Origin of the sequence: Pseudacidovorax intermedius (assembly GCF_003350475.1) — a bacterium.
Lineage (GTDB): Bacteria > Pseudomonadota > Gammaproteobacteria > Burkholderiales > Burkholderiaceae_C > Xenophilus > Xenophilus intermedius.
This window is the reverse complement of sequence record NZ_QQAV01000015.1, coordinates 81,359-103,686: the sequence shown is the minus strand read 5'-3', so window position 1 is coordinate 103,686 and position 22,328 is coordinate 81,359. Positions and strand designations below refer to the sequence as shown.

21 protein-coding genes and 1 tRNA gene are annotated in these 22,328 nt (G+C 68.9%); 11 read left to right on the top strand and 11 right to left on the bottom strand.

What is annotated here, in order from left to right:
• The first annotated feature begins 20 nt into the window (after positions 1–20).
• Both DFR41_RS25125 and DFR41_RS25120 read left to right on the top strand, forming a co-directional pair.
• Positions 21–836, top strand: coding sequence for a lysophospholipid acyltransferase family protein (locus DFR41_RS25125; protein WP_244917872.1), 816 nt, complete (start codon positions 21–23; stop codon positions 834–836).
• The gene (locus tag DFR41_RS25120) at positions 803–1,579 is read left to right on the top strand and encodes a glycosyltransferase family 2 protein (protein WP_114804744.1); all 777 of its coding nucleotides are present in this window, start codon (positions 803–805) and stop codon (positions 1,577–1,579) included. The genes DFR41_RS25125 and DFR41_RS25120 overlap by 34 nt, the downstream gene beginning before the upstream one ends.
• Before the next feature lie 2 nt (positions 1,580–1,581).
• On the opposite strand, the gene DFR41_RS25115 is transcribed toward DFR41_RS25120, so the two are convergent.
• The 4 genes from DFR41_RS25115 to DFR41_RS25100 all read right to left on the bottom strand — a co-directional run bounded on the left by DFR41_RS25115 (position 1,582) and on the right by DFR41_RS25100 (position 3,945).
• Entirely contained in the window at positions 1,582–2,058 is a 477-nt protein-coding gene (locus DFR41_RS25115) for a GAF domain-containing protein (protein ID WP_017759962.1), read from the bottom strand.
• A 68-nt stretch (positions 2,059–2,126) separates the two neighbouring features.
• Positions 2,127–2,648 (bottom strand): lipocalin family protein, encoded by a 522-nt coding sequence (locus tag DFR41_RS25110; RefSeq protein WP_244917871.1) that lies wholly within the window; start codon positions 2,646–2,648, stop codon positions 2,127–2,129.
• 300 nt (positions 2,649–2,948) lie between these two features.
• Positions 2,949–3,482, bottom strand: coding sequence for a polyhydroxyalkanoate synthesis repressor PhaR (gene phaR / locus DFR41_RS25105; RefSeq protein WP_017759960.1), 534 nt, complete (start codon positions 3,480–3,482; stop codon positions 2,949–2,951).
• Between the two features lie 103 nt (positions 3,483–3,585).
• Positions 3,586–3,945: a hypothetical protein gene (locus DFR41_RS25100; protein WP_052383743.1), complete on the bottom strand. Its 360-nt coding sequence runs from the start codon at positions 3,943–3,945 to the stop codon at positions 3,586–3,588.
• 250 nt (positions 3,946–4,195) lie between these two features.
• Between DFR41_RS25100 and DFR41_RS25095 the strand changes: the two genes are divergently transcribed.
• Positions 4,196–4,272, top strand: a tRNA-Val gene (locus DFR41_RS25095).
• A 170-nt stretch (positions 4,273–4,442) separates the two neighbouring features.
• Here DFR41_RS25095 and DFR41_RS25090 read toward each other — a convergent pair.
• Positions 4,443–6,575, bottom strand: a complete 2,133-nt coding sequence (locus DFR41_RS25090) for a RelA/SpoT family protein (RefSeq protein WP_017759958.1) — start codon at positions 6,573–6,575, stop codon at positions 4,443–4,445.
• Between the two features lie 97 nt (positions 6,576–6,672).
• A complete protein-coding gene (locus DFR41_RS25085) occupies positions 6,673–7,629 on the bottom strand; it encodes an alpha/beta fold hydrolase (RefSeq protein ID WP_114804743.1) in 957 nt (318 codons plus the stop codon).
• Positions 7,630–7,695: 66 nt separating this feature from the next.
• Between DFR41_RS25085 and DFR41_RS25080 the strand changes: the two genes are divergently transcribed.
• On the top strand, positions 7,696–8,469 hold the full coding sequence (locus DFR41_RS25080) for a 3-hydroxybutyrate dehydrogenase (protein WP_211322662.1): 774 nt from the start codon (positions 7,696–7,698) through the stop codon (positions 8,467–8,469).
• Positions 8,470–8,515: 46 nt separating this feature from the next.
• Here DFR41_RS25080 and DFR41_RS25075 read toward each other — a convergent pair whose 3' ends face one another.
• Together DFR41_RS25075 and DFR41_RS25070 are read right to left on the bottom strand one after the other, a co-directional pair.
• Entirely contained in the window at positions 8,516–9,151 is a 636-nt protein-coding gene (locus DFR41_RS25075; RefSeq protein WP_114804741.1) for an SIMPL domain-containing protein, read from the bottom strand.
• A gap of 131 nt (positions 9,152–9,282) precedes the next feature.
• Complete coding sequence (locus tag DFR41_RS25070) at positions 9,283–9,636, bottom strand: hypothetical protein (RefSeq protein WP_114804740.1); 354 nt, start codon at positions 9,634–9,636, stop codon at positions 9,283–9,285.
• Between the two features lie 164 nt (positions 9,637–9,800).
• Here DFR41_RS25070 and ompR point away from each other — a divergent pair, with 164 nt between their 5' ends.
• From ompR to DFR41_RS25055, 3 genes are all read left to right on the top strand, one after another.
• Positions 9,801–10,532 (top strand): osmolarity response regulator transcription factor OmpR, encoded by a 732-nt coding sequence (gene ompR, locus DFR41_RS25065; RefSeq protein WP_017759953.1) that lies wholly within the window; start codon positions 9,801–9,803, stop codon positions 10,530–10,532.
• Positions 10,533–10,624: 92 nt separating this feature from the next.
• The gene (locus tag DFR41_RS25060) at positions 10,625–12,037 is read left to right on the top strand and encodes a sensor histidine kinase (RefSeq protein WP_114804739.1); all 1,413 of its coding nucleotides are present in this window, start codon (positions 10,625–10,627) and stop codon (positions 12,035–12,037) included.
• Complete coding sequence (locus tag DFR41_RS25055) at positions 12,034–12,993, top strand: aldo/keto reductase (RefSeq protein ID WP_114804738.1); 960 nt, start codon at positions 12,034–12,036, stop codon at positions 12,991–12,993. Before DFR41_RS25060 ends, DFR41_RS25055 begins: the two co-directional genes overlap by 4 nt.
• Positions 12,994–13,024: 31 nt before the next feature.
• On the opposite strand, the gene DFR41_RS25050 is transcribed toward DFR41_RS25055, so the two are convergent.
• Positions 13,025–13,825, bottom strand: a complete 801-nt coding sequence (locus DFR41_RS25050; RefSeq protein ID WP_211322659.1) for a helix-turn-helix transcriptional regulator — start codon at positions 13,823–13,825, stop codon at positions 13,025–13,027.
• 93 nt (positions 13,826–13,918) lie between these two features.
• Between DFR41_RS25050 and DFR41_RS25045 the strand changes: the two genes are divergently transcribed.
• The 3 genes from DFR41_RS25045 (at position 13,919) to DFR41_RS25035 (ending at position 17,297) form a co-directional block, all read left to right on the top strand.
• Positions 13,919–14,395, top strand: a complete 477-nt coding sequence (locus tag DFR41_RS25045; protein WP_114804772.1) for a DUF3237 domain-containing protein — start codon at positions 13,919–13,921, stop codon at positions 14,393–14,395.
• Positions 14,396–14,585: 190 nt separating this feature from the next.
• Complete coding sequence (locus tag DFR41_RS25040; protein ID WP_114804737.1) at positions 14,586–15,575, top strand: Bug family tripartite tricarboxylate transporter substrate binding protein; 990 nt, start codon at positions 14,586–14,588, stop codon at positions 15,573–15,575.
• 3 nt (positions 15,576–15,578) lie between these two features.
• On the top strand, positions 15,579–17,297 hold the full coding sequence (locus DFR41_RS25035; RefSeq protein ID WP_147284431.1) for a tannase/feruloyl esterase family alpha/beta hydrolase: 1,719 nt from the start codon (positions 15,579–15,581) through the stop codon (positions 17,295–17,297).
• Here DFR41_RS25035 and ispF read toward each other — a convergent pair.
• Entirely contained in the window at positions 17,284–17,817 is a 534-nt protein-coding gene (gene ispF / locus DFR41_RS25030; RefSeq protein WP_114804736.1) for a 2-C-methyl-D-erythritol 2,4-cyclodiphosphate synthase, read from the bottom strand. The two genes, DFR41_RS25035 and ispF, sit on opposite strands and share 14 nt — an antisense overlap.
• Before the next feature lie 14 nt (positions 17,818–17,831).
• Positions 17,832–18,557: a 2-C-methyl-D-erythritol 4-phosphate cytidylyltransferase gene (ispD, locus tag DFR41_RS25025; RefSeq protein ID WP_114804735.1), complete on the bottom strand. Its 726-nt coding sequence runs from the start codon at positions 18,555–18,557 to the stop codon at positions 17,832–17,834.
• Positions 18,558–18,785: 228 nt separating this feature from the next.
• Between ispD and mfd the strand changes: the two genes are divergently transcribed.
• Positions 18,786–22,313, top strand: coding sequence for a transcription-repair coupling factor (gene mfd / locus DFR41_RS25020; RefSeq protein WP_114804734.1), 3,528 nt, complete (start codon positions 18,786–18,788; stop codon positions 22,311–22,313).
• The last annotated feature ends 15 nt before the right edge of the window (positions 22,314–22,328 follow it).

Here is a 22,328-nt window from a genome sequence, read left to right as displayed (position 1 = left end):
CGCCCCCAACTTCGCCTGGATTGCGCGCAGCCATGAGGCCGATCCTGCGTCTCGCCAAGGCGGTTCTTCTTGCGCCGCCGCTCTACCTGCTGCTGTTGGGGCTGGGTCTCATGTCGCTGGCGTGGAACCTGGTGGCCATGGTGCTCTATCCCCTGCTGCCGGCGGGGAGAGGTCGCGACGTCGGTCGCGCAGCCATCGCGCATGGCTATCGCCTGTTCTGGACCGTCGCCTGCGCCTGCGGAATGATGCGTATCGATGCCCGTTGCCTGTCCGCCCTGCGCGATGAGCAAGGGCTCGTGATCATCGCCAACCATCCGACGATGCTCGACGCCCTGCTACTGGTGGCGCACCTGCCGCACAGCGCTTGCATCATGAAGGCGTCGCTGATGAGGAACGTGTTCCTGGGCGCCGGCGCCCGGCTGGCACGCTACATCCGCAATGACTCGGCCCGCACCATGGTGCGGCTGGCGGTCGACGACCTGCGCGAGGGCGGGCAACTCGTCGTCTTCCCGGAAGGCACCCGCACGACCGGCGGGCGGCTCAACGCCTTCCGCCCTGGCGTCACCCTGATCGCACGGCTCGCGCAGGCGCCGATCCAGACCGTGTTCATCGACACCGACTCGCCCTACCTCGGCAAGGGCTGGCCGATCTGGCGGGTTCCCCCGCTGCCCATCGTGTTCCACCTGCGGCTGGGCGAACGCTTTGCACCGATGGCGGACAGCAACGGCCTTACGGCACGCCTCGAACAATACTTCCAACAACATCTGACGCCCGGGCCCGCGCCCGAGGCGGCCGCTGCCGAATGCCAGAGTCCTCGCGCACCCACCTTGTCCTGATCCCCAGCTACAACACCGGGCCGAAAGTCTTCGAGACGGTGCGCGAAGCCCGGGCCCAGTGGAACCCCGTGTGGGTGGTGGTGGACGGCAGCACCGACGGCACGGCCGAGGAACTCCAGCAGATGGCGCAGGCGGACGCCGGCCTGCGCGTGTGGGTGCTGCCCCAGAACCAGGGCAAGGGCGCCGCCGTGATGCAGGGTCTGCGCACCGCCGCCGCCGAAGGATTCACGCACGCGCTCACGATGGATTCGGACGGGCAGCATCCTTCCGCGCTCATCCCCGCGTTCATGGCAGCATCGATCCAGCGGCCGGAGACGATGGTTCTCGGCCGGCCGGTGTTCGACGCCAGTGCCCCGCTGCTGCGTGTGCGCGGGCGCCGTGTCTCCAACGGATGGACTCAGCTGGAAACCCTGTTCGCCGGGATCGGCGACTCGCTGTATGGGTTCCGGGTCTACCCCATCGAGGACCTGCTCGCCATCATGGATCGGCAGCCCTGGATGCGGCGCTTCGACTTCGACACCGAGGCGGTGGTCCGGCTGGCCTGGCGCGGCGTGAAGCCCGTCAACATCGACGCGCCGGTCAAGTACCTGAGCGCCGATGAGGGCGGCGTGTCCCACTTCCGGTATGGCCGCGACAACGTGCTGCTGACCTGGATGCACACGCGGCTGATGATCGAGTTCGCCCTGCGCCTGCCTTCCCTGGCCTGGCGCCGTCTGCGGGGAGCGCCGCCCTTCCAGCGCTGAATTCAGGCCGCGGGCAGTGCGATGCCCGCCGAGCGGGACCGCAGGAAGGCAGGGATCACCCGCGCGACGCGCTGCATCATGGCGAACTCGCCGTCGCTCAACTCTTTGCTGTCCTGATCGAAATGGCACAGCGAACCGAAGAGCTGGCCGGCGTCGTCAAGCACCGGGACGCCGTGATAGCTCAGCACCACCCCTTGGTAGACATGGCCGTCCAAGCGCCGGTCAGCGCCAGTGTCCCCACTTTGGAAGCCGCCCTCGCGCAGCACGTACTGGCAGAAGCTGTCCTTGAAGGGCACCGCGGCCAGATGCTCGGGCCGCGCTTCGCCCGCCTTGTCCACCAGCGCAAGGCTGCGCATGAGGTCGCCCTCGAAGCGGTAGACGCCGGTAAAGCGGTGGGGAACACGGGCGTTGAGCTCGCGCAGAGCCGCTTCGAGGCCCTCGATCTGGCAGGCACGCACGAACCACTGGATCTCGTTCATCAGGACACTTTCGCAGAAGGTGCGATTGTCGTGGAGCCCGGCGCGGGCCCACCACGGTGACCGGACATTCAGCGCTCGGGCCAACGCTGCGGCACGCGCCGCAGCTTCGCGGTGTCGTAACCCAGCGCTCGCAGACGGGCGACGGCCGCGTCGTAGCGTTGTTCCGGGGTGGCGGGCTGCCTCGCCATGATCCAGGCGTAGTCCCGGGCGCTACGGCCGATGATGGTCAGCGAATAATCGGGGTCCACGTCGACGATCACGTACTCGGCTTTGATCGGCCAGATGAACTGCATCCCCCAGACGGCATTGCCCGTGCCTTCCACCACGGTACCCACCGGATTCATCGTCCGCAAAGGGCCGTCGAAGGCACCCTCGCGGTACCGAAAACGCGTGCGAATGCGGCCCTCGTCATCCAGGTGGTATGACTCGACGGCGTTGTAGGCATCGCGCTCGGGCGGGGTGGGGATGTTGCCGATGACATACCAATCGCCCATGAACCGGCGCAGGTCGACCGTTGCCTCGCGTTCGATGGTAGGGGTGGAGACCGCGCATCCGGACACGGCGGATCCAGCGAGCACGACGCCGCCCACGATCAAGAATCGGCGCGAGAGGGAACCAGAGGAGGATGCAGGTCTCACGATGGCATTCCAGACGTGGGTAGAGGTACGAGACAGTACCTCAGCGGCTTTGAGGGCAACGTCGGACAAGAACGACAGCGCTGTGCATGGTCGACCAGCTACCCGAGCGGGTCACCGCGCTTGCGGACGAACAACGGGAAGTCGCCCTGAAGCAGCGGGCACTCGTGGGCGCCGCCGGCCTCTCGGCAGGCTTGAAGCGGGCCAGGGTAGTTGGTAGGCGATATGCGCACCCTGCCCGCGCAGCCCGAGCCTTCAGGGACGCTTGAGGCCGAAGGCGCCCAGCACCTGGTCTGCGTTTTTCTGCATCTGCTCCTGCATCTGCTGGAAGGCGGATTTGGACTGTTCGACGTAGCTTCCCATCAGCCCCTGCAGCACGGGCGACTGCATCGTCATGAAGCGGGACCACATCTCGGGCGTGAAGCTCTGGGCCTTGTCGGCCATCTGGGTCTGCACCTCGACCATGGCCTGGATGTTCTTCTCGAGGTAGGGCGCCATGAAGCCCTGCATGGCGTGGCCGTAGAAGCGGATGATGCTGGCCAGCACTTGCTCGGTGAACATTGGCGCGCCACCGGCCTCTTCTTCCAGGATGATCTGCAGCAGGATGCTGCGGGTGATGTCTTCGCCCGTCTTGGCATCGCGGACCACGAAGGTCGCCTGATCCATCACCAGTTGCTTGACGTCCGCAAGTGTGATGTAGGCCGAAGAGTCGGTGTCGTAGAGCCTGCGGTTCGGGTACTTCTTGATCACCCGTTCAGCCGACTTGGCCGCCGCCTTCTTGCCCTGCACTGGAGATTCCTTCAAACCACACACCTCGCATTCCACGAGCAACCCATTCTAGGGAGGCGACTGGAAGCGCATTCCAAGGTTTACCCTGCCCAGCCGCCAAGCCTCAGGGATTAGGGTACTCGGCACCGCAACTGCTGCAGCGTGCGAGTTCGTGGCCCTCCTCCATGCGCTGGAACGACAGCGGCGTGCGCGTGCTGGCAAAAACCCAGCATCGCGGGCAATGCTCCCGTCCTTCCATCGGCAGGTAGGAGCGGGCACGCTGCTGGACGCGTTCCCGGGTCACCAGCACGCCCATGCCTTCGGCACGCGCTACGTCCTGCGCCGCCATCGTGCCGACGCGTCCGCTGGCCCGGTCATTGATGCCATAGACGGCCCGAGCAAACTCCAGCGGGGCCTGATGCAGCAGCATGGCAATTCTGCGCCGCGAAGCAAGTTCATCAGGAAGGACGGAGGGCGAGTTCATCAGGATCCCCGGGGCGCGGAAGTGGTTGTTATGTGCAGGCCAAGTTATCACACGCCGCAACCAATTGCATCTGACGTTCGGCCAGGAAAGTCAGCCAGCGTGCGCCCTCAAGACAGGGCGAACTGGCATCGAGGCAGAGGAATGATCCGACGGCTCGCGGCCCAGCGTGTCGGACTGTTTCCGCAAAATTCGGCAGGGGCTTCCCAGTCCCCAAAATACCGTGCTATACTCTACCCTCTCGAACAAACACAGGCGCGTAGCTCAGCTGGTTAGAGCACCACCTTGACATGGTGGGGGTCGTTGGTTCGAGTCCAATCGCGCCTACCAAACGCCGTGTGTCAACCAGGCACACACCAAAAATAGCCCCGAAAGGGGCTATTTTTTTGCCTGTTCGTTGGCCACGCACGGCAAAGGATGCCGTTCGTCGAACGACTTTGCCTGGGAACGGAGCGGCACGGAGAGCCGGCGGCTCCGCGCGCTGCCCCTTGGGCGAAACCTCAGCGACGCCGGGCCGAGCGCACGCCGGAGACCGACGCCACGATGCCCAGCACATGGGTCAGCCGCGCTGCGTCGGCGATCTCGATGGTGAAAGTCATCCAGGCCGTCCCCCGTACCGACTGGGTCTGGACGCCGATCACGTTCATCTTCTCGCGCGCGAAGACGTCCGAGATGTCGCGAAGCAATCCCTGGCGGTCGGCCGCCTCCACCGCCACGTCCACGGCATAGACCATGTCGCTGCCGGTCCGTGGCGTTCCCCATTCCACGTCGATCACGCGGCCGGCATCCTTGGCCGCCATCATCCTGAAGTTGCTGCAGTCCGCGCGGTGCACGCTCACGCCGTGGCCGCGTGTCACGAAACCCCTGATCGCATCTGGCGGCGCAGGTCGGCAGCACTTGGCCAGCTGGGTCATGAGCGAGGAGACGCCCACCACCAGCACGCCGCCCTTGCCGGAACCATCGGTGGCCCGGGGCTTGCGGATGAGCGGCGCTTCGTCGGCCGCGGGCTGAGCCTCTTGCGGTCGCAACAGGTTCTCGATGTTGCGCAAGGAGAACTCGTCCTTGCCCACCACTTCGAACAGGTGGTCGGCGCTGCGAAAGCCCAGTTGGGTGGCCAGGTCCTCCAGGCGCAATGCCGTCTTACCCTCGCGCTGAAGCAGCTTCTCGACCGCCTCGCGCCCCCGGGCTACCGTCTCGTGCGTGGCCTGGGCATTGAACCAGGCGCGCACCTTGGCACGCGCCCGATGGCTGGCGAGATAGCCCAGTTCGGTGTTGAGCCAGTCACGCGACGGTCCCCCGTCCTTCGTGGCGATCACCTCGACGGTCTGGCCGTTCTGCAGCGGCGTGTTGAGCGGCACCATGGCACCGTCGACGCGCGCGCCCCGGCATCGGTGGCCCAGCTGCGTGTGCACCGTGTACGCAAAATCCACCGGCGTGGAGCCCTGGGGCAGCTCCACGATGGCCGCATCGGGCGTCAGCACGTAGATACGGTCGTCGAAAAGGCCGCTACCCTGGTCGCCACCCGACAGGTCGCGCTCCCAGGCCAGCAGCTGCCGCAGCACCGCGATCTTCGCGTCGTACTCGCCGCCGGCCCACACGCCCGCATAGCCCTTGGGCCCGGCCTCCTTGTAGGCCCAGTGCGCCGCCACGCCGTGTTCGGCATGCTCGTGCATCTGTGCAGTCCGGATCTGGATCTCGATGGGCTTGTCGGGCCGGCCGCCCGCCACGTCGCGCACCACCGTGTGCAGCGACTGGTAGCCGTTGGGCTTGGGGCGGGCGATGTAGTCGTCGAACTCCTCCACGATCGGCTGGAAGTGCGAATGCACCCAGGCGAGCACCGCATAGCAGTCCTTCACATCACCGACGATCACGCGCAAGGCCAGGATGTCGAATACCTGGCCGAAGTCGAGCGACTTGCCGCGCATCTTCTTGACGATGCTGTAAATGTTCTTGGGCCGGCCCTGCACCTTCGCCTCGATGCCTTGGCCCGCCAGATCCCGTTCGAGCCGCGCGCGCAGCTGCTCGACATAGACCTCGCGCTCCGCCCGCTTCTCATCGAGCAGCTGGGCAATCAGCTTGTAGGTGTCCGGCTCCAGGAAGCGGAAGGAGAGGTCCTCGATCTCCCACTTGACCTGCCAGATGCCGAGCCGGTTGGCCAGCGGCGCGAACACCTGGAGCGACTCGCGCGCCATGCTCTCGGGCACCGGCTGCTTGACGGCCGCCGCATGCCTCAGCGTCTGCAGCCGCGAGGCCAGGCGCAGCATCACGACCCGCAGGTCCCGCGAGAAGGCGAGCAGCATCTTGCGCACCGTCTCGGTCTGCGCGCCGCTGCCGTCGGCCATCTGCACCACGCCGCGCGTCTGCTTCTGGACCTGGACCAGCTTGGTCGTCTCCAGCGCGAGAGAGGCGTAGTTGTCGCCGAAGACCTTCGAAATGACCTCGTGCGGCCGGTTGAGGTGCGGGCAGGCGTAGACGAGGTAGCTCGCCGCCTGCATCGCCTCCGAGCCGCCCATCGAGGCCACGATGGCGGCCACCGCGTCGGCATGGGCCAGCGTGTTCTCGCCGGTGTCGAGCGTCTCGCCCTCGATCAGCGGCGCCGCGAAGGCCCGGGCGCGGGCCAACATGTCCTCCATCCCCGGCGCCGCCTGGGCAGTGGCGGCGGACAGGGCATGTTCAACAACGGCTGGCTCGGACACTGACAACTCTCAATCGAAAATTCTGGATGGGCACTCAAGGCCCGAACAGGAAGGACGCCACGACGGACGATTGCGCCGGATCGACCAGCGTGGGCGCATGCCCGACGTTGGCGAACTCGACGAGTGAAGCCCTGGGGCCCCGCTGCGTCATCGCCTGCGCCGTGCTGCGCGACAGCAGATCGGAATCCGCGCCGCGCAGCAGCAAGGTCGGCGCCGTCACGGCATCGTAGGCCGCCCACACCACCGCTTCGCCCTGCGCCGCCTGCTCGCGCGTCAGCGCCCGCAGGCCCACGGACAAGGCCGGGTCGTAATGCAGCCGGTAAGGGCCGACATCGGTGCTGCCCTGCGCCGGCGCCTGCCGTTGCCGGCCGTCGGCGCTGCGTTCGCTGGCCGGGACCAGCATGGGCACCGTCAGCGCACGCCACTGTTCAGGCGTGTGCGGGCCGAAACCCGCCGAGATCCCGAGCAGCACCTGCGCCGCTTCCTCGACTGTGGCATAGACGCCGCCCTGCCCCACGTAGCCCGAGATGCGGGCGATCGCATCGAATTCAACCGCCGGACCGACATCGTTGAGCACGAGGCGCCGCACAGGCACGGGCACCAAGGTTGGCTGGGCGGCCAGGAAGATGCCGATGAGGCCGCCCATGCTGGTGCCGACATGGTCGAACTGCATGATGGGCGCACGCGCATGCAGGTGCGCGAGCAGCGCCATCATGTCGGCGACGTACTGCGGAAACTGGTAGTGCGCGGGCTCCGCCAGCCAGTCGCTTCGGCCGCGGCCCACGACGTCCGGGCAGACGATGCGCACGGGCTGCGGCGCCTGGGCCAGCAGCACGTTCGCCAGCGCGTCGAAGTCCCGCCCCTGGCGCGTGAGCCCATGCACGCACAGCACCACATGGCCGGCCTGCGGGTCGCCCCACTGCCAATAGGCCATGCGATGACCCCCGCCCGCATCCGCGCAGTCCACGAAATCAAGGATGGGCTCTGTCATGCAAACGTCTCCGTGGCGCTGGGGGATATGCTCGCGTCCATCCTAATTGATCGCGGAGAACAGCCCATCATGCTTCAAGGCAAAACAGCGCTCGTCACAGGCTCGACCAGCGGCATCGGACTCGGGATCGCCAAGGCACTGGCACAGCAGGGCGCCAACCTCGTGCTCAACGGCTTCGGAGACGCGGATGGCGCTCTGGCCGAGATCCGCGCCCTCGGCGTGAAGGCCGAGTACCACGGCGCCGACATGAGCAAGGCCAGCCAGATCGAGGACATGATGACCTTCGCGGCCAGCAAGTTCGGCCGTGTGGATGTGCTGGTCAACAATGCCGGCATCCAGCATGTGGCCAAGGTCGAGGACTTCCCGCCGGAGAAGTGGGACGCGATCATCGCCATCAACCTCAGCAGCGCCTTCCACACCACCCGTCTGGCCATCCCGGCCATGCGCGAGGCCAACTGGGGACGCATCGTCAACATCGCTTCGGCGCACGGCTTGGTTGCATCGGCGCAGAAGTCAGCCTATGTGGCGGCGAAGCACGGCATCGTGGGGCTGACCAAGGCCGTGGCGCTGGAGACTGCGACCACCGGCGTGACCTGCAATGCCATCTGCCCCGGCTGGGTGCTGACGCCCCTGGTGCAGAAGCAGATCGATGATCGTGCCGCGCGCGAAGGCATCACCGTCGAGCAGGCGAACAAGGACCTGTTGGGCGAGAAGCAACCCTCGCTTCAGTTCACGACCGTCGAGCAACTGGGAGGCCTGGCGGTCTTCCTGTGCTCGCCTGCGGCGGATCAGGTACGGGGCGTCGCATGGGCCATGGACGGCGGCTGGACCGCCCAGTAGACGTGTCGGCGGCGGCCCGTCTCGCGCGCGCCGCCCCTCCTCGACGCTACTTCAGCTGCACCGATCCCGACACATTGACGGTCACCGTGGTCTTGCCCGCTTCCACGGGCACCGGCGCAGCGTCCGCCTTGAAGGCCATGGCCTCGGCTGCCATCATGCGCGGCCGCGGCGTGAAGTCCTGAGGGCCGTTGACGGACACCTGCCGCAGCGTGTAGCCGGAGAAGCCGAAGTTCTGTGCCAGCGCGGCGGCCTTCTGGCGGAAGCTTTCGATGGCGCGAGCCTGCGCTTCGGCCTCGACCTTCCGTGTCTGCTCCCGGCTGAGGCTGAATCCCACGTTCGCCACGGTCAGGCTGTCGATGCGGCCGGCCACCTGCGTGATTCGGGGAAAGTCGCGGCCCTCCAGCACCACCTCGGCGCTTCCCTGCCAGCCGTTGATCTTGCCCTCACGGCTGTAGCGCGGCGACAGGCTGAAGTTGCCCGTGCGCACGTCCAGGTCACCAGGCTGCGCCTGCGTGCGCGCTACAGCAAGCGCCGCATCCACGGCCGCCTTCAACTGCCCCTGGACTGCGGCGGCCGAGGTTCCGTCCCGCGTGGTCGACAGCGTCATCGTCAACATGTCCTGCTGGGCATCGATCGAGCCCGATGCCGACAGCTGGAGCACGTTCTGCGGAGGTGACCACATCGGCCCCTCCTGGGCCAGCACGGGCAGCGAAAGGGCGGAGAAAGCCACGGGGGCAACAACGCGGAACAAAGGGCGAAGGATGGTCAAGCAGTTCCTCTTTGGATGGGTTGAAGACGGACGCGCGGCACTATTCAGTGCCGCGGGTCGCGCCAGGGAAAGGGAAGGTTCCAGCCGCGTCGCGGCGGAGAACCATCGGCGCGTGCCGCAGCCGGATCAGCGCCACCGCCGTCGGCCGGGTGCCGAGCATTCCATTCACTGCGAAGCTGCTCGCGCAGTTCGGCGCGCTGCGCGGGCGAGAGCTGCCGCATAGCGGCCTCGGTGGCGGCATCCTCCTGCGACATCGCCCGCTGGTGCGCGGCCTGCGCCTGCCAGCGCGGGCCTTCGGCGGCCCACGCGGCAGGCGCCAGCGTGGCGCCTGCCGCAGCCATGACCACCGCCAGGCCGAAGCCGGGGGTGGATCGCAGGAAGCAGCACGCAGTCGTCATGGCCCCTACTCTGCCACCGCTTCAATGCGAGAACTTTGCTGTCACGCGAGCGAGCGCAAGTTGTGTAACGTCGTGTCATCCAGAGCGATGGGGTCCAAGAATCGGTGAACTCGACCTCCACAATCGGCTCTGTTACAAATCTGCTCCCGAGGAATGTCGTACCTATGACTCAAAACCAGACCCGTACCGACAAGATCGTGATCGTCGACGACGACGCCCGCATCCGCGACCTGCTGCGCCGCTACCTGACGCAGGAAGGTTTCGAGGTGATCGTTGCGGAGGACAGCAAGGCGCTCAACCGCATCCTGCTGCGCGACACGGTCGACCTGATCGTCCTCGATCTGATGATGCCGGGCGAGGACGGCCTGTCGGTATGCCGTCGGCTGCGTGCGGCCAACGACCGCACGCCCATCATCATGCTCACCGCCAAGGGCGAGGACGTGGACCGCATCGTCGGCCTGGAGGTGGGTGCGGACGACTACCTCGGCAAGCCCTTCAACCCGCGCGAACTGCTGGCCCGCGTGCATGCCGTGCTGCGCCGCCGGCCGCCGCAGGAGGCGCCCGGCGCACCATCTTCCGAGAACGAGATGGTGTCCTTCGGCCCCTTCGAGTTCGACCTGGGCTCGCGCACGCTGCGCAAGGACGGCGAGGAACTGTCGCTGACGACCGGCGAGTTCGCCATGCTCAAGGCGCTGGTGCGCCACCCGCGGCAGCCGCTGTCGCGCGAGAAGCTGGCCCAACTGGCCCGCGGCCGCGAGTTCGAGCCCTTCGACCGCAGCCTCGACGTGCAGATCTCGCGTCTGCGCAAGCTCATCGAGTCCGATGCCGCCGCACCGCGCTACATCCAGACGGTCTGGGGCGTGGGCTACGTCTTCGTGCCGGACGGCAACGCCTGACCGTGCCCCCTGCGGCCCCAGCCAGCCCCGCTTCGGGGCGGGCGCTTCCCCCGCCCGATTCCATCCAGGGCACCCTGCCCTCCCCGCTCGAGATGTCCGAGCGGGTGCGCGCGCAGACGCGCTTCCGCCTCGGCTTCAGCCTGTTCTGGCGCACTTTCTTCCTGCTGGTGCTGCTGCTGCTCGGCTGCATCTATGGCTGGCTGCAGACCTTCCGTGCCTTCGAGGACGAACCTCGGACGGTCCAGACCGCGCACCAGATCGCCTCGCTCGTCAACCTGACGCGCGCGGCGCTGGTCTATTCCGACGCGATCACCCGCGTCTCCCTGATCAAGACCCTGGCCGACCAGGAGGGCGTGCGCATCGTTCCGCGCGAGCCGCGCGACCGCTACGAGGGCTACACCGACCGCGCGCTCGACCGCCGCGTGCGCGACGAGCTGATCCGCCGCCTGGGCGAAGGCACCACCATCGCGAGCGAGGTCAACGGCGAGCCGGGGCTGTGGATCGGCTTCGGCATCGACGGCGACCAGTACTGGCTGTTGCTCGACCCGGCGCGCTTCTCGCGCGTCGGCGGCCGGACCTGGCTGGCCTGGTTCATCACCGCCGGCATGATGTCGCTGGCGGGCTCGGCGCTGATCACGCGGCTGATCAACCGCCCGCTCAAGCAGCTGTCGCGCGCCACCACGCAGGTGCGCGAGGGCGAGTACGAGGCCCACCGCCTCGACGAGCATGCACGCACCAACGAGATCCGGGCCGTCAACATCGGCTTCAACCGCATGGCCGACCAGCTCGCCAAGATCGAGCAGGACCGCGCCGTGATGCTGGCCGGCATCTCGCACGACCTGCGAACGCCCCTCGCCCGTCTGCGGCTGGAGACCGAGATGAGCGTGGCCGACGAGGACGCCCGCGCCCACATGGCAGCCGACATCGCCCAGCTCGACGGCATCATCGACAAGTTCCTCGACTATGCGCGGCCCGACCACGTGCGGCTGCAGCCGCTGCGACTGAGCGACGTGGTGGCCGACAGCGTGTTCCCGGTGCGCGACCAGGACGATGTCGAGATCCAGATCAGCGTGCCCGACGACGCCATGGTCATGGCCGACGAAGTGGAGCTCAAGCGTGTGCTGTCCAATCTGCTGGAGAACGCCCGCCGCTACGGTCGCACACCCGGCATGAACGTCACGCAAATCGACATCCATGCGCAGACCCAACCGACGGCCGTGCTCATCAAGGTGCGCGACCATGGGCCCGGCGTGGCGCCGGTCATGCTGGCGCAATTGACCAAGCCCTTCTTCCGCGGCGACACGGCCCGCACGTCCGCGGCGGGCGCGGGCCTGGGCCTGTCGATCGTCGCCAAGAACATCGAACGCATGGGCGGCACCTTCGCGCTCACCAGCACCCCGGGTCGCGGCTTCGCGGCCCATATCCGGCTGCTGCGTGCCCAGGGCACGCCGGCGGCCGCCAGCGACCGGCGCCCCGCGCCTCCTTCTTCCACTGTCCAGACATGAACTTGCGCCCACTCGGCCGTTCCGGCCTCCAGGTCTCCCCGCTCGCCTTCGGCGGCAACGTCTTCGGCTGGACCGTGGACGAGGCCACTTCCTTCCGCCTGCTCGACGCCTGGGTCGACGCCGGCTTCAACTTCATCGACACGGCCGACGTCTATTCCATCTGGGTGCCGGGCCACACTGGCGGCGAGTCGGAGACCATCATCGGCAAGTGGCTGCGCGCCTCCGGCAAGCGCGACCGCATCGTGCTGGCCACCAAGGTCGGCAAGCCGATGGGCGAAGGCAAGAAGGGCCTGTCGCCGCGCTACATCCGCGAAGCGGTCGAGGCGTCGCTGCGCCGGCTGCAGTGCGACTGCATCGACCTGTACCAGTCGCACGACGACGACGCCGAGACGCCCTTCGAGGACACACTGGGCGCCTATGCCGAGCTGATCAAGGCGGGCAAAGTGCGCGCCATCGGCGCCTCCAACCACACGGCGACCCGTCTGGCCGATGCGCTGGCCATCTCGGAGCGCCTGGGCCTGCCGCGCTACGAAAGCCTGCAGCCGCTCTACAACCTCTACGACCGCGCGGTGTACGAGGCCGAGCTGGAGCCGCTGTGCCAGGCGCAGCAGCTGGGCGTCATCAACTTCTTCGCGCTGGCGATGGGCTTCCTCACCGGGAAGTACCGCAGCGCCGAGGATGCGTCCCGCAGCACCCGCGGGGAGCGCGCGGTGGCCGCCTACCTCAACGACCGTGGCCGGCGCATCCTGGCGGCCCTGGACGAGGTGGCGACCGAGACCAGCGCCAAGCCGGGTCAGGTCGCCCTTGCCTGGCAGATCGCCCGCCCGTCGATCACGGCGCCCATCGCCAGCGCGACGTCGCTGGAGCAGTTGCAGGAGCTGGTGGCCGCCGCGCAACTCAAGCTGGACCCGGCTCAGATCGCCCGGCTGGACGCCGCCAGCGCCGAGCAGGCCTGAAGAACAAAAACGAGGACGTCGGCTGCCGCACTCAGCGCGCTGCGGCGGCGCCCTCTCCAGCCTCCAGCATCAGGGCGAAGAGCTCGCTCCTGAAATGGATACCCAGCCGAGCGAAGGCCCGGTTGCGGTAGGTCTTGACGGTCGGCAGTGCCAGCCCGAGGTCGGCAGCGATGCCTTCCTGGGTCATGCCACGCAACAAGCGCAGGCAGACCTCCAGCTCCCGCGACGTCAGCTCGGGGCAATGGGCCAGCAGCCGCTGCGCCTGCCCGGCCGCCTCCTGCGGCGGCGACGCCAGCACCACATGCTTGCGCGCCAGGGCCATCAACAGGGCGCCGGCCTCGCCGAAATCGGCCAGTTGCGCATCGGCCAGGGGCCGTTGCCCGTCGTGCCGGTAGAAGTTGACGGCAAAGAGGGCGCCGTCAGCCGAAGGCTCGCGCTCCACCACCGATACCCGCTCGCGCACGCCGTGCGCGTCGTACACCTTGGCCCGGTGCTCGGGGGGCACTTCGCCGGCCGTGATGTGGCACATGCGCAGCGGCGCGGTCTCGCCGTCGCGGAAGGTACGGTCGTGTTGAACCGGGCCCGACAGGTAGGCCCGCCAGCAGTCGCGCGTGGTGTCGGGCACGCCCAGACTGCCGCTGATGAAGATGGCGGGTCGGGCCCCCGTGCGGTAGATCGAGAAGGAGGCAACCGGCAGCGTCGCCGCCACCGCCTGCAGCAGCCGCGGGCCGAAGGCGGCGTCGCCCAGCGCCGGCACCACCTCGGGCATGCGCGCCGCCAGCAGCGCATGGGCGCTCTCGCCGGCAGGCAGGGCGGGGCTCCAGGTTCTCATGGCAGGCGGGAGGGCGGCGGCATTGGGGGAAGTCCGTCATCTTCTGGGATGACGAGGCGCCGCCGCCACGGGACTTACGCTAGACAAATGATGATGTCCGACAACGATCCCCTGGCGCCGCCCACCCTGTCGCACTTTGCGGAAGTGGCGGTGGACGTGGGCCAGCCGCTGGTGCTCGGCCGTGGCGCGCAGGGCCTGCGGCGCGTGGTGCCCATCCTGGGCGGCACGGCGCGCGGCGAGGGCTGGACGGCGCGGGTGCTGCCCGGTGGCGCCGACTTTCAGCTCTTCGTGACCGACGGCTGCTCGGTGCTCGATGCCCGCTACGGCATGGAGACCGACGCCGGCGACCTGATCTACGTGCAGAACCATGCCGTGCGCGCCGCCGCGCCCGAGGTGATGGCCCGCCTGATGCGCGGCGAGCCGGTGCACCCGTCGGAGGTGTACTTCCGCTGCACGCCGACCTTCGAGACCGATTCGCCCGCGCTGCGCTGGATCACCGAGCGGCTGTTCGTCGGCAGCGGCGTGCGGCATCCGGCCCAGGTGGCCATGCGCTTCTTCGTGCTGACGTGAACCACCCCCCATGCCGCTTCGCGGCTCCCCCCTCTCTTGCGCCTTCGGCTTGGAGGGGGGCGCACCCCGCGGCCTGGCCGAGCCAGTTCCGCGGCTGCCCTGGACTGGCCTGCTCGACACGCTCGCGTCGCAACATTGGCTTCGCCGCCGCCCTCCCGCCCTCACCCAGAACACTTCCAAGGAGACTCCCATGACCCGATTCCGCACGTCCTTCCGCCTGCTCGCCGCCACGGCCGCCCTGACCGCCGCCTGGACCGGCGCCCAAGCCCAGACTGGCGCCTACCCCAGCCGGCCGGTGCGGCTGATCGTGGGGTTCCCGGCCGGCACCGGCCCGGACATCGTCGCGCGCCTGCTGGCCCAGAAGCTCTCCGAGGGCTGGAACGGCGTCGGCGTGGTGGTGGACAACAAGCCCGGGGCCGGCGGCACCATCGCCGCCAGCGAGGCCGCGCGCGCCCAGCCCGACGGCTACACCCTGATGCTGGGCGAGACCGGCCAGCTGTCGATCGCGCCCAGCAGCTACACCAAGCTGCCCTACGACCCGAAGAAGGACTTCGCTCCGGTGAGCCAAGTCGTCACCAGCAACTTCATGCTGGTGGTCAACCCGCAGAAGGTGCCGGCGCGCGACGTGAAGCAGTTCGTGGACTGGAGTCGCCAGCAGAAGGGCCTGTTCATGGGCACCTTCGGTGCCGGCACGCCCGGGCACTTCGGCGCCTACATCTTCGGCGACGCCATCGGCGTGAAGCCCGAGGCGGTGCACTACCGCAACACCGGCGATGCGCTGGCCGGCCTGATGAGTGGCGACGTGGCCGGCGCCTTCGCCAGCGTCGGCCTGGCTGCGCCGAACGTCAAGGCGGGCAAGCTGGTGGCCCTGGCCGCCAGCGGCGAGACCCGCGCCGCGCTGCTGCCGGATGTGCCCACCTTCAAGGAACAGGGCTACGGCCAACTGGTGTTCCAGTCCTGGTTCGGCATCGTGGCGCCCAGCCGCACGCCGCCCGACGTGCTGGCCAAGCTCGAAGCCGACATTCGCCGCGCCATGCAGTCCGCCGACGGCAAGCAGCGCATGGAAGACGCCGGCTTCAGCGTGACCGGCACCACGGCCAGGGAGTTCGGCAACATCATCGCGGCCGACACCGTGACCTGGGGCAAGGCCGTGCAAGCCACCGGTTTCAAGGCGGACTGAGCCGTGCGCTGCACTGTCGGATTCGGCATGGCGGCTGCGGGCGCCGCGCTGCTGAGCGCCTGCGGCAGCCCGGTCGACGCACCGCCTGCGGCACAAGCAGCGACCCCGCCGCTGGCCTGTGCCCAACTCGCGCGGGCCGTGCCGCCCGGCGGCCGGCTCACGCTGACTGAGGAAGTCGCCGCCGGCACCATCAACCTCACTGGCATCCAGCCCGGCGCCCCCGGCTCCGCTGCGCCGGTGCCAGCCCACTGCCATGTGCAGGGCAGGATCGCCGAGCGCACCGGCCTGGACGGCAAGCCCTACGCCATCGGCTTCGACCTGCGCCTGCCGGCCCAGTGGAACGGCCGCTTCTTCTTCCAGGGCGGCGGCGGCACCGACGGCGTGCTGCGCGATGCCATCGGCGTGCTCACCGGCGGCGGCAACACCAGCAATGCGCTGATGCAGGGCTATGCGGTGGCCTTCACCGACACCGGCCACCTCAACGAGCCTGGCCCCAACGGCCCCTACCAGTTCGGGCTGGACCCGCAGGCCCGCGCCGACAACGGCTACAACTCGATGGCCCAGACGGCGCGCGTGGCCAAGACGCTGATCCGCGCGCACTACGGCCAGGCGCCGCAGCGCTCCTACTTCGTGGGCTGCTCCAACGGCGGGCGACAGGCCATGATGATGACGCAGCGCTATCCGGAGATGTTCGACGGCGTCATCGCCTCGGCACCGGCGTACCGCGTACCGCTGGCCTCGGTGCAGGCGGTGTACGACACGCAGCTTTATGCCCGCGCCGCGGCCGAGCAGGCACCGCCCGGCCCCGACGGCCGGCCGGTGCTGGCCAAGGCCTTCTCGCCCGGCGACATGAAACTGCTCACGCGCGAAGTGCTGCGCCAGTGCGATGCACTGGACGGCCTGGCCGACGGCATGGTCAACAACTGGCCGGCCTGCCAGTTCAAGCCCGAGGTGCTGCGCTGCACCGGCGCCAAGACGGACGCCTGCCTGGGCCCGGCGCAGGTCGAGGCGCTGCAACGCTCCTTCGCCGGTGCACGCGACGCGCAGGGCAAGCCCGTCTATTCGGACTGGGTGTTCGACGCCGGCCTGCATTCGGCCGACTGGACGCGCTGGAAGTTCGGCGACGCCACCAGCGGCCCGGCCAATGCACGCAACCTCACGCTGATGACCGGCGGGCTGGCGATGTTCTTCACCACGCCACCGACCGTGACGAGCGACTTCTGGGTCTATGCGATGGGCTTCGATCCGCAGCGCGACACGGCCAAGGTGTACGCCACCGACGGCGCCTTCCGCGAGTCCGCCATGCGCATGGTGGCCGCCGACTCGCCCGACGTGGACGCCTATGCCCGCCATGGCGGCAAGATCCTGTTCTTCCACGGCGTGAGCGATCCGGTGTTCTCGGTGACCGACACCGTGCGCTACCTCGGCCAGTTGCGCCAGCGCTACGGCGCCGCCACCGACGGCATGGCCCGGCTGTTCACGGTGCCCAACATGGCCCACTGCAGCGGCGGGCCGGCCACCGACCAGTACGACGGCCTGACGGCGCTGGTGAACTGGGTCGAGAAGGGCCAACCGCCCGAACGCATCGTGGCCCGCGCCCGGCCCGAGAACCCGGACGTGACCTGGCCCGGTCGCACGCGCCCGCTGTGCGCCTATCCGAAGCAGGCGCGCTACAACGGCAGCGGCAGCATCGAAGACGCGGCGAACTTCAGCTGCCGCTGATCCCGGCCGTCGTGGCGGGCGCGCGGTAGAGCATCACCGCCGCCCGCGCCTCCATCGCCCGGCCCTCGCCCACCGGGCCCAGCTTCTCGGCCGTCTTGGCCTTCACGTTGACCTGGCCCGGTGCTAGCGCCAGCACCTCGGCGATGCGGGCGCACATGGCCGGAATGTGCGGCGCCAGCTTGGGCGCCTGGGCCACGATGGTGCTGTCCACGTTGCCGATCGCCCAGCCGCGCTCGCGCACGCGCCGCGCGGCCTCGGCCAGCAGCACCGTGGAATCGGCGCCGCGGAACTGCGGGTCGGTGTCCGGAAAGTGCCGGCCGATGTCGCCGAGCGCCGCCGCGCCCAGCAGCGCGTCGGTGATGGCATGGAGCAGCACGTCGGCATCGGAATGGCCCAGCAGGCCGACGGTGTGAGGGACCTCCACACCTCCGAGGATCAGCTTGCGCCCGGCGGCGAGCTGGTGCACGTCCCAGCCCTCGCCGATGCGGAAGGGAAAGTCGGAGTCGGCGGCGTGGGTCATCGGGTGGAGGCTCGTCATGGCATGGCCGTGCCGCTGCGGGCCACCAGCACCGCTGCCGCCACGGCAAAGTCTTCGGGAAAGGTCACCTTGAAGTTCTGGGCGCTGCCCGGCACCAGCCGCGGCGTCAGGCCCAGGCCTTCGATGGCGCTGGATTCGTCGGTCACCGCGTCGCCCATGCGCGCCAGCGCCTCCTGCAGCAGGCCGATGCGGAACATCTGGGGCGTCTGGGCCAGCCACTTGTCGGCGCGGGTCACGGTGCCGGCCACGCGGCCGTCGGCCGTGGCGGCCTTGAGCGTGTCCGGCAGCGGCAGCGCCAGCAGGCCACCGACGGCGTCGTGCTCGCAGGCGCCGATGAGCGCATCGACCTGCGTGGGCTGCAGCAGGCAGCGGGCGGCGTCGTGCACCAGCACCCAGTCGTGCGGCAGCGCGCCGGCCTGCTCCCGCAGGGCGCCCAGGCCCTGGGCCACACTCTGCGCGCGCGTGGCGCCGCCGGCACGCAGCAGCCATTCGCCGGGGCCCGGAAAGCCCGGCAGCACCTGCGCGATGCGCTCGTCCTGCGGCGCCACCACCAGCGCGATGGCCGCCAGCCGGTCGCCCAGGGCGCGGAAGACGTCCAGCGTGTGCGCCACCAGCGGCCGTCCTGCCAGCGGCTCGTACTGCTTGGGGCCGGCGGCGCCGGAGCGGGAGCCCGTCCCGGCGCAGGGGATGAGCACGAACAGGCGCGGCGGCGGCAAGGGCATGGGCGAGGCGGGCGGGAACGGGACGGGCAACAGTGGGAGGGGGCGCCGCGGGCACGGCACGTGGACAAGCTCAGCGCGAACCGGATGGGGGGGAGTCGACCGGTTCTGCGCGGACGGAGCGGCGACCGGGCCGGCCCCGTCCAGGGAAAAGCCCCGCATTCTAAAATTGCCCGCTTCGCCCTCCCCGCCGTTGCGGCCGGGAGGGTCCGCCTTTGGTGCCGCCCCCGCATGGACCTGCCCGCCCTCTCCCCCGGCAAACGCTTCACCCTTCCCCGTCCGCCCTCCTCCAGCGATGCACTGCTGCTCGCTCGGCTGGCACTGCGTGAAAAGTCGGCCGGTCGCACGACCGCCATCTTCACGGCGGACGCCACCGACACCCAGCGCCTGACGGACGAACTGGCCTTCTTCGCGCCCGAGTTGCGCTGCGCCGTCTTCCCGGACTGGGAGACGCTGCCCTACGACAGCTTCTCGCCGCACCAGGACCTGATCAGCGAACGCCTGGCCACGCTCTGGCGCATTCTGCAGAAGGAGGTGGACGTGGTGCTGGTGCCGGCGACCACGGCGCTCTACCGCCTGGCGCCGCCGGGCTTCATGGCCGGCTACACCTTCCACTTCCGCACCAAGCAGAAGCTGGACGAGGCGCGCCTGAAGGCCCAGCTCACGCTGGCGGGCTACAGCCATGTGACGCAGGTGGTGAGCCCCGGCGAATACGCGGTGCGCGGCGGCCTGATCGACCTGTTCCCGATGGGCTCGCCGCAGCCCTTCCGCGTCGACCTGTTCGACGACGAGATCGACTCCATCCGCACCTTCGACCCCGACAGCCAGCGCAGCCTGTACCCCGTGCCCGAGGTGCGCCTGCTGCCCGGCCGCGAATTCCCTATGGACGACGACGCCCGGGCGCATTTCCGCAGCCGCTGGCGCGAACTGCTCGAAGGCGACCCGACCAAGAGCCGCATCTACAAGGACATGGGCAACGGCGTGGCGACCGCCGGGATCGAGTACTACCTGCCCCTCTTCTTCGACCAGACGGCGACGGTGTTCGACTACCTGGCGGGCGCCGGCGCGCAAGGCCGCGACGGCGATGCGCCTTCTTCCGTCACCCTGGTGCTGCACGGCGACCTGGAGGCCGCCTTCCAGCATTTCTGGCAGGACACGCGCGAGCGCTACCGCCTGGCCCACGGCGACCCGGAGCGGCCCGTGCTGCCGCCCGAGGCGCTGTTCCTCAATGCCGAGCATTTCTACGGCCAGACCAAGCCGCACCGCCAACTGTCGCTGCGGCCTGCATCCGCTCAGGCTGAGCCTGTCGAAGCCTTCCCCGAATTCGCACCGCTGCCCCCCATGGCCGCCGTGCGTGGCGCCGACGACCCGCTCGCCCGCCTCAAGGAGCACATCCAGGCCACCCGCCACCGCGTGCTGCTGCTGGCCGAGACCGCCGGCCGGCGCGAGAGCCTGCTGGACTTCCTGCGCGCCAGCGGCGTCAACCCGCCGGCCTTCGACACCCTGGCCGAGTTCGAGGCCGAGGCTACCGAGAAGATCGGCATCGCCACCGCCGCCCTCGCGGCCGGCTTCGCCTGGAACGAGGCCGGCATCGACTTCGTCACCGAGACCGAGCTCTTTGCCACGGGCACCGGCAGCGGCCGCCGCCGCAACAAGCGGCAGGAGGCCACCAGCGACGTCGATGCGCTGATCAAGGACCTGTCCGAACTCAACCTGGGCGACCCGGTCGTCCACAGCGCCCACGGCATCGGCCGCTACAAAGGCCTGGTCAACATGGACCTGGGCCAGGGCACAGGGCCGGACGGCAAGCCGCTGCTGCAGGAATTCCTGCACCTGGAATACGCCGACAAGGCGACGCTCTACGTGCCGGTGAGCCAGCTGCACCTCATCAGCCGCTACACCGGCGTCAGCGCCGACGAGGCGCCGCTGCACAAGCTGGGCAGCGGCCAGTGGGACAAGGCCAAGCGCAAAGCGGCCGAGCAGGTGCGCGATGCGGCGGCCGAGCTGCTGAACATCTATGCCCGCCGCGCCGCGCGCGAGGGCCATGCCTTCCGCTTCCAGGCGCCGGACTACGAGGTCTTCGCCAACGACTTCGGCTTCGAGGAAACGGCGGACCAGAAGGCGGCGATCCATGCCGTCATCCAGGACATGATCTCGCCCCAGCCGATGGACCGGCTGGTCTGCGGCGACGTGGGCTTCGGCAAGACCGAGGTGGCACTGCGGGCGGCCTTCGTGGCCGTCACCGGCGGCAAGCAGGTGGCCTTCCTGGCGCCGACCACGCTGCTGGCCGAGCAGCACTACCAGACGCTGGTGGACCGCTTCTCCAAGTGGCCGGTCAAGGTGGCCGAGATGAGCCGCTTCCGCTCGGCCAAGGAGATCACGGCCGCCGCCAAGGGCCTGGCCGACGGCAGCGTGGACATCGTGGTCGGCACGCACAAGCTGCTCAGCGAGAGCGTCAAGTTCAAGAACCTGGGCCTGCTCATCATCGACGAGGAGCACCGCTTCGGCGTGCGCCACAAGGAGGCGATGAAGGCCCTGCGTGCCGAGGTGGACGTGCTCACGCTCACCGCCACGCCCATCCCGCGCACGCTGGGCATGGCGCTGGAGGGCCTGCGCGACCTGTCGGTCATCGCCACGGCGCCGCAGCGGCGCCTGGCCATCAAGACCTTCGTTCGCAACGAGGGCACCGGCGTGATCCGCGAGGCCGTGCTGCGCGAGCTCAAGCGCGGCGGGCAGGTGTACTTCCTGCACAACGAGGTCGAGACCATCGAGAACCGGCGCCAGAAGCTGCAGGAGATCCTGCCCGAGGCGCGCATCGCCGTCGCCCACGGCCAGATGCCCGAGCGTGAGCTGGAGCGGGTGATGCGCGACTTCGTCGCCCAACGCTTCAACCTGCTGCTGTGCTCGACCATCATCGAGACCGGCATCGACGTGCCCAGCGCCAACACCATCGTCATCAGCCGCGCGGACAAGTTCGGCCTGGCTCAGCTGCACCAGCTGCGCGGCCGGGTGGGCCGCAGCCACCACCAGGCCTATGCCTACCTGATGGTGCCGGACATCGAGGGCCTGACCAAGCAGGCCGCCCAGCGGCTGGACGCCATCCAGGCCATGGAGGAACTGGGCTCCGGCTTCTACCTGGCGATGCACGACCTGGAGATCCGCGGCGCCGGCGAGGTGCTGGGCGAGCACCAGAGCGGCAACATGATGGAGATCGGCTTCCAGCTCTACAACGAGATGCTGGCCGAGGCCGTGGCCTCACTCAAGGCCGGCAAGGAGCCCGACCTGCTGGCGCCGCTGTCGGCCACCACCGAGATCAACCTGCACGCCCCCGCCCTGCTGCCCGACGACTACTGCGGCGACGTGCACCTGCGGCTGTCCTTCTACAAGAAGCTGGCCACCGCCAGGACCACCGACCAGATCGACACGCTGCTCGAAGAGCTGGTCGACCGTTTCGGCAAGCTACCGCCGCAGACGCAGACCCTGATCGACGTGCACCGCCTGCGTGTACTGGCGCGGCCTTACGGCGTGACCAAGGTGGACGCGGCGCCGGGCGTGATCAACATCAGCTTCAAGCCCAACCCGCCCATCGACCCGATGGCCATCATCGGGCTGATCCAGAAGAACAAGCACATCAAGCTGGCCGGCAACGACAAGCTGCGCATCGAGCGCGAGCTGAAGGACCCGAAGGACCGGGCGCAGATGGTGCGCGACGTCCTGCGCTCGCTGGGGCAGCCGAAGACCGAGGCGATGGCGGCCTGAGGGGCGCTTGGGCCG